At 56.2% G+C, this 4239-nt stretch carries 4 protein-coding genes; all 4 read right to left on the bottom strand.

All coding sequences use genetic code 11. From position 1 onward, the window contains the following. The coding region (locus tag SYN63AY4M2_RS13845; RefSeq protein ID WP_240530534.1) for a CSLREA domain-containing protein at positions 1-647 on the bottom strand (647 nt) is incomplete at its 3' end. Positions 648-963: 316 nt separating this feature from the next. Next, the gene (locus SYN63AY4M2_RS13840; RefSeq protein WP_099812995.1) at positions 964-1161 is read right to left on the bottom strand and encodes a DUF11 domain-containing protein; all 198 of its coding nucleotides are present in this window, start codon (positions 1159-1161) and stop codon (positions 964-966) included. Between the two features lie 497 nt (positions 1162-1658). After that, positions 1659-2240, bottom strand: coding sequence for a hypothetical protein (locus tag SYN63AY4M2_RS13655; protein WP_206337014.1), 582 nt, complete (start codon positions 2238-2240; stop codon positions 1659-1661). A 403-nt stretch (positions 2241-2643) separates the two neighbouring features. Beyond that, entirely contained in the window at positions 2644-3720 is a 1077-nt protein-coding gene (locus tag SYN63AY4M2_RS11035; RefSeq protein ID WP_099812991.1) for a VWA domain-containing protein, read from the bottom strand. Positions 3721-4239: the final 519 nt, after the last annotated feature.

The raw sequence follows: 4239 nt of genomic DNA, 5'->3' as shown, positions 1-4239 counted from the left end.
TTGTCGGAAATGCCCGCTGCGTCAATGGTTACTGTGCCCAGGTTGTAGATGCCGCCCCCGAAAGAAAAAGCCCCATTACTGGAGATCTGAACCTTGGAGACTGCAAGCTGACCGCCGACCCCCACAAAAACACCGCCACCGGCAGTATTTGGATCGTCTCCATCCGCACAGCCACTTTTGATCTCTACACCTTGTAGATTGAGCTTGCCTCCTCTGCTGACATGGAAAATGCGAAACTCGCCTTTGGCTGCCCTACCGTCTAGATCGCATGCTATCGAAGTATCCCGCTGGATCGTCGCCCCGTTGCCTTGAATGGTGATGGTGCTGGTAATGTCCAAATCGTCGTTGTCCGCTCCAGAGTCGGTTTGGTGTCCCGACCCATCGTCGTCTATCGACAAGGTATAGGTCCTCCCTGCCGACAGCACAATCGTGTCCGCACCTGGGCCCGCAAGACATTCATTCACTGCTGAATCGGTGTTTGCGGCTATCACGGCCTCCCGCAGAGAGCACTCCCCGTCTTTGTTGTCTATGGCATCCCTTGGGGTGGTGACGATGATCGTAGTCTGTGCCGGCGAAGGCAACTGCAAACCTGCCGCTGCCGCACAAGCCACCAGGGGCAATACGAACCTAGAACTGTATTTGCCCACACCTTGCCTCTCTGTCAATCAAGATGGCCTAGTAAGAGGATCCACACCTGCTCACCTGCGGCAACAAGCCATAGACAGGGAGAGGGGCTTGGCAATCGGCTAACCTCGAAGACCTCCTCTCCTTAAATCTACCGCTGGCTGCAGTGGATTTCCCATTCCACTCCCACTTCCCTTTCGCCAGCCGATAAGGCATGGCCTCACCTCGGGATGAGAGGCTGCTCCCGGTTGAGGGGCAAGGTGTGGAATGGGCTTCACCTAGGAACGGCGACCTCGAAGCGGACGACACCGGCTGAGCCAGAACTGCCTCCCCCCACGTTCACCACCACCACACCGTTGGGGTTGCTGATGCCCCCACAAGCAGGCGGCACGGCCCCACCCGGCGGAATGAAGGATCCCCTATCCCTGTGCTCACCGACAGGCTGCCCGGCACATACTGCAAGCCAGGCGCCAGGGGATCGCACACCACAAAGGTGGAAGCGGGCGAGTCCAGCAGGAAGTAGATGGCATACTGCACCCGCGCTCCTGGGCGCACCGGCAGGTTGATGGCCCCCTGCAGGAAGGTGGTGGCTCCGCCTGGCCAAGGGATCCCTGGGTTGTCGTTGGGGTCGGTGGGCTCGTCGAAGAATTCGGGGATAGGAGTTCCGTTGAGAGCGGTAATCCGCTTGACCAGTCGGATCCCTTCGCCTGGGGGAGGTGCTGGGCTGGGTGTGGGCGTCGGAGTGAGTGTGGGCGTCGGTGTCGGGGTGGGTGTGGGTGTTGGAGTCGGTGTGGGTGTCGGAGTGGGTGTGGGTGTCGGAGGAAGCTAGCTTGCTCTACCCCCAAGAGAACCATTAGCAGGGCTGTGGAAACGGTGCCCAAGCTGCGACTAAAAAAGCAAAGCAATCTTTCCAGTTGACCAGGACGAAATCAAGACGGTTTTGAGGTCAGCATTCAACACTCCTCGGCTCTCTCAGCGCGTTCTCTGAGAACACAAAACCAGCTTGACCAAACTTGACTAAAACGAGGCAGCCATCAGTTATCTACCCTCACCGAAACCGTGTTGCTAAAGAGCAACGAGCCCGATGCTGAACGAACCACAGCCCTGTTGGTAATGATGGTGGGAAGAGCGGGAGTTTCAGGAGCAGGCACAAATGGAGTCGGCGTAGGTGCCGGCGGTAGGGGTACGGGAATGCGGAGGCGGCAGGGCTGATCCGATTGATTACCTTCTGGGGCATAGCAAACGCGAATAAGATCCTCCACAAAGCGAAGCTGATTAAAACTAAGTTGATCCGCTTGTCGAATGATGTCCGTAATGATTTCCTCCAGGTCTCGGGCTGTTCTGGAAAGAGGTACGCTGACAAACAGAATATTCTCCAGATCCCTAACTTCGGGGGGAGCTAAGTTGGAGAAAGGTACTCTATCCCGCTCCCCCAGCAAGATGCGATAAAGGGCTTCACTCCAAGGGGAAACATCCACAGCTGCGCTGAAAATAAATCCCCGCAGGGGTGTAGGCTGGCCGGACTGACGCCCTTGGCCCAGGAGATTGGACTGAACCGATACCAATTTCCCCGGCGGTTGAATAATCGATCCGGAAAAGGGGATGGTGAACCGCAAGTTGCCCTCCAAGGCAGTGGTTGACAAGGCAGGCAACAAAATGTCCCCTCTTGAGCTTAGGTTGAACAACTCAACCTTATTGCCTCTTGAAAAGAGCGGCCCTCCCGAACAAAGGGCGGCTGTTGAGCCTGAAGGGCAAAGCTGAGCAAAGGGATCCACCACCAACCCCAAAATGGCAGAGGCAAAGGCGGAGCTGGGATCCCTTGGCGGCGACCCCACGGTCGAGGGGCTGCTGGAGGTACCACCACCGCAACCTTTCAGGAAAACCGTTAGGGAACCTGTAAGCACTGCCGCCAGGACAAGCGCAGCCGGTTGCCAAAATCTTCTGGGTATACCGAGTCGTCGAAACATTTGCTTATCGCCTCGCTCTCGATTAGGGATGTTGTCAGCCTGCGGAATGACTCTAGCGGGATCCCACCGTGAGAACAGCGTCGCTGAAGGGCGCCACAAAACGGCTGCCTTCTCTCTCAACTCTCAGCTCGCCACTGAGAAGATAAGAACCAGCAGATAGCGGAACATTGCTTTGCACCCTCATTTGCAGGCGGTGCTCCCCAATGGCAGCAGGGAATAAGTTGGCAAAGGGAGCTTCCAGCCCTTCAGAAAACCGTGCCAGCACAAAAGTCCCCTCAGTAGCTGCAGCCAGACGCTGTAACTCCAGAAGATTCAAATCGACCCCCAACCCAACCACATACACGGTGAGTTTTTGTCCTCGCTCTCTGGCCAAAGTTGTCAGCTCCTGAGTAGCTTGGTTGATGGAGCGGGTGCTTTCGTTGTCAATCCCATCGGTGAATACCACCAAGCGGCGGTTGAAACGCTCGGTGAGCCGAAAGTCGCTCAAGAAACGCCCGGCTTCTACCGTGGCATCGTAAAGGGCGGTGTTCCCTCCGGGAACAGCACGCAAAACGCCTCGTCTCAGCAGCTCTCTGTCGCCGGTGAAGTCCTGCAATAGCTGAGCTGTGCGCAGGGGCTGCCCCAGGGCTGTAACGCCAAAGCCTGCTCCCCGGTTGTCAAAGCGCAGAATGGCGCCCAGATCCAGGGGTGCAGGGCGAAATTGATCCAGGAGCCGAAAAACAGCCAGGAAGCGCCGAGATTGGGGATCCAAGACCAACAGGCTGCCTGAGCCATCCATCAGCACTGCCATGAGCAAAGGCCGCTGAGGCAGATCCGACGGGGGGTTCTCGATCCGGGTGGGTGTCAGGGTCAAGGCTACCGGCTGCGGGATCCCTAGCAAGTCGGTTACCTGGTTTACCTGCAGGCTGACCTGACTGGCAGAGAGCTGGGTTATTGGTTGGGGCGGATCCCCGCCTTGCAGGAGGGCGATGTTGAACTCCATTTCCCCTTGTGTGCCAGAAAAGGAGCGGGTCAGAGCCCCATTGAATGTCAGGCGAGCTTGGGATCCCAAAGAAGCAGGGTCGATCCCCGTGCTACTGGAAGAGCCACAGCCGGCTATAGAGATCCCTAGCAGGATCAGGGCAATCACCCAGCTAGTTTCTCGGTTTTCTGGTCTGTTAAGTCGCATTGTCAAGACCTGGCGGGAATTGACTGGAAGCACAGACAAGGTCGAGAGAAAAGGCAAAATCGCGATGTAACGCTACCATAGGGAGAGCCGAAAGAGTATTGTAGAAAGAAACACTTGCAAGTAAAAAAAAGATACTAAAAACTTGTCGATCCTCAGGCGATGGCTTTCAGAGGTGACAGTTTTTTTAAAATAAGCGTCCTTGTTTAACTTTGGCTTTAGAAGCATGGCCCGTGGGGTTGGGGAGCTTCAAGAGGCTTGCCGGCCAGCCTAGAAAAAGCTTGGCAGTCCAGTTTTGCCCCCATCTCCTCTCCCGAAGGCGGGCAGACGCCGCCTGAGGTGCATGGGAACCCGTCCACAGGTGTAAGCTCTAATAGGGATCCCTCTGGGTGAGGAGCATGACTCTAGTCAATGATATGCTGGACTATACTGAAAATAATGCCCAGTATGTTCAGTATGGCTGCTTGGTATGGCTAGGTATGT

This window comes from Synechococcus sp. 63AY4M2 (assembly GCF_002760475.1).
GTDB lineage: Bacteria > Cyanobacteriota > Cyanobacteriia > Thermostichales > Thermostichaceae > Thermostichus.
This window is presented reverse-complemented; position numbering and strand designations above follow the sequence as displayed.